The organism is Actinosynnema sp., assembly GCF_052038725.1.
On the sequence record NZ_JBQGCX010000985.1, the window covers coordinates 1 to 1,940 of the forward strand.

At 72.5% G+C, this 1,940-nt stretch carries 2 protein-coding genes and 1 pseudogene; 2 read left to right on the forward strand and 1 reads right to left on the reverse strand.

Going from position 1 to position 1,940, the window contains the following annotated elements; translation table 11 throughout:
* A pseudogene (locus ACTUAL_RS20870) lies at positions 1–255 on the forward strand (hypothetical protein); the annotation flags it as partial.
* A gap of 74 nt (positions 256–329) precedes the next feature.
* Positions 330–1,157: a tRNA (adenine-N1)-methyltransferase gene (locus tag ACTUAL_RS20875; protein ID WP_096492749.1), complete on the forward strand. Its 828-nt coding sequence runs from the start codon at positions 330–332 to the stop codon at positions 1,155–1,157.
* A 72-nt stretch (positions 1,158–1,229) separates the two neighbouring features.
* Here ACTUAL_RS20875 and ACTUAL_RS20880 read toward each other — a convergent pair.
* Positions 1,230–1,940: Rv0361 family membrane protein (locus tag ACTUAL_RS20880; RefSeq protein WP_440901432.1), on the reverse strand; the 711-nt coding region annotated here is incomplete at its 5' end.

Genomic DNA, 1,940 nt, shown 5'->3' on the forward strand with positions numbered 1-1,940 from the left:
GCGGGCGGACCGCCCCCGGTCAAGCCGCCGAAGGACGGCCCTGAGCACGCGGCCCACGAGTGGCGGGAGTGGGGCAAGGCGGTGCTCGCGGGCGTCATCGCCGCCGCCGTCATCGGGCTGCTCGCCCTGGTCGCGGGTGGCCTGGCCCGGGTCGCGCCGCTGCTGGCCTCGCTGCGGCTGGTCGCGCGGGTGTGCGGGGTGGGGCTGGTCACCGGGCCGGTCTGGTGCTCCGCCAAGCTGCTGGCCCGCCGGTAGCCGGTCGGGGGGCTTCTGCGACCATCGTGCCCGTCCGCAGGTCGCGGGCAGTTTCGCGCAGGAGGTTCGTCGCGGTGAGCACCGCCAGTGGTCCGTTCCAGCCCGGAGACCGGGTGCAGTTGACCGATCCGAAGGGACGGCACTACACCATCGTGCTCGAACCGGGCAAGGAGTACCACACGCACCGCGGCGCGCTGCCGCACGACAAGCTGATCGGGCAGCCCGAGGGCAGCGTGGTGACCTCCGTGGGCGGCACCTCGTTCCTGGCGCTGCGCCCGCTGCTCGCCGACTACGTGCTGTCCATGCCCAGGGGCGCGCAGGTCATCTACCCCAAGGACGCCGCGCAGATCGTCATGTACGGCGACGTCTTCCCCGGCGCGCGCGTGCTGGAGGCGGGCGCCGGGTCGGGCGCGCTGACCTGCTCGCTGCTGCGCGCGGTCGGCGAGAAGGGCAGCGTGACCTCCTACGAGGTCCGCCAGGACCACGCCGACCACGCGATCCGCAACGTCGAGCAGTTCTTCGGCGAGCGGCCCGCCAACTGGTCGCTGACCGTGGACGACCTGGCCACCCACACCGGCGAGGTCGACCGGGTCGTCCTGGACATGCTCGCGCCGTGGGACGTGCTGCCGACCGTGGCCGCCAACCTCATCCCCGGCGGCGTGCTCGTGGTGTACGTGGCGACCACGACGCAGCTGTCGAAGGTCACCGAGGCGCTGCGCGAGCAGCAGCACTGGACCGAGCCGCAGGCGTGGGAGACGCTCGTGCGGCCGTGGCACGTGGTGGGCCTGGCGGTGCGCCCCGAGCACCGGATGATCGCGCACACCGCGTTCCTGCTGACCACCCGCAGGCTCGCCGACGGCGTCACCCCGCCGCGCCCGCAGCGCAGGCCGTCCAAGGGCTGAGCGGGCCCCGCACGCGGAACGCCCCGGCGACCTGGTGGTCGCCGGGGCGTTCTCGCCGCTCAGGGAGGGGGATCAGCCGCCGAGGGTGGTGGTCTCCGGCGCCTTGAAGACGTTGCAGACCTTCCAGCCGCCGTCCTCCTTCACCACGTCCATCGTGCGCGTGGTGTCCTTGACGTAGTCCTTCATGATGTCCGGCACGTTCTCGAACTTCACGATCACCTCGAAAGTGCCCTTGTCACCGTTCTCGGTCACCTTGCCGAGGGTGTTCGTGGTCTTCATCTGCGAGGCGGGCGAGTCGGGGAGGTCGCCGAGGTCCGGCTTCTCCATGTTCTCGAACTGCTTGTTCAGCTCGGCGATCTTGGCCGCGTCCGCGGCGCAGAGCATGTCCTCGCCCAGCTCGCCGTCGCCGTTGGCCGCCGCGACGTAGCGCTCGGCGACCTCCTGCGCGCTGCTGCCGCCACCGCCGCCGAGCACCATCACCAGCGTCACGACGACGCCGATCACCACGAGCGCGCCGACGCCGCCGAGCACCCAGGGCAGGGGGCTCTTCTTCTTGGGCGGGACGCCGCCGTACTGCTCGAAGCCGGGCTGGCCGGGCTGGCCGTAGGGCTGCTGCCCGAACTGCCCCGGCTGCTGGCCGTACTGACCGGGCTGGCCGTACCCGGGCTGCTGGCCGGGCTGGCCGTAGGGCTGCTGTCCGTACTGACCGGGCTGGCCCGGCTGCTGCCCGAACTGCCCCGGCTGCGGCCCGAACTGCCCCGACTGGGGCTGCTGGCCGTACTG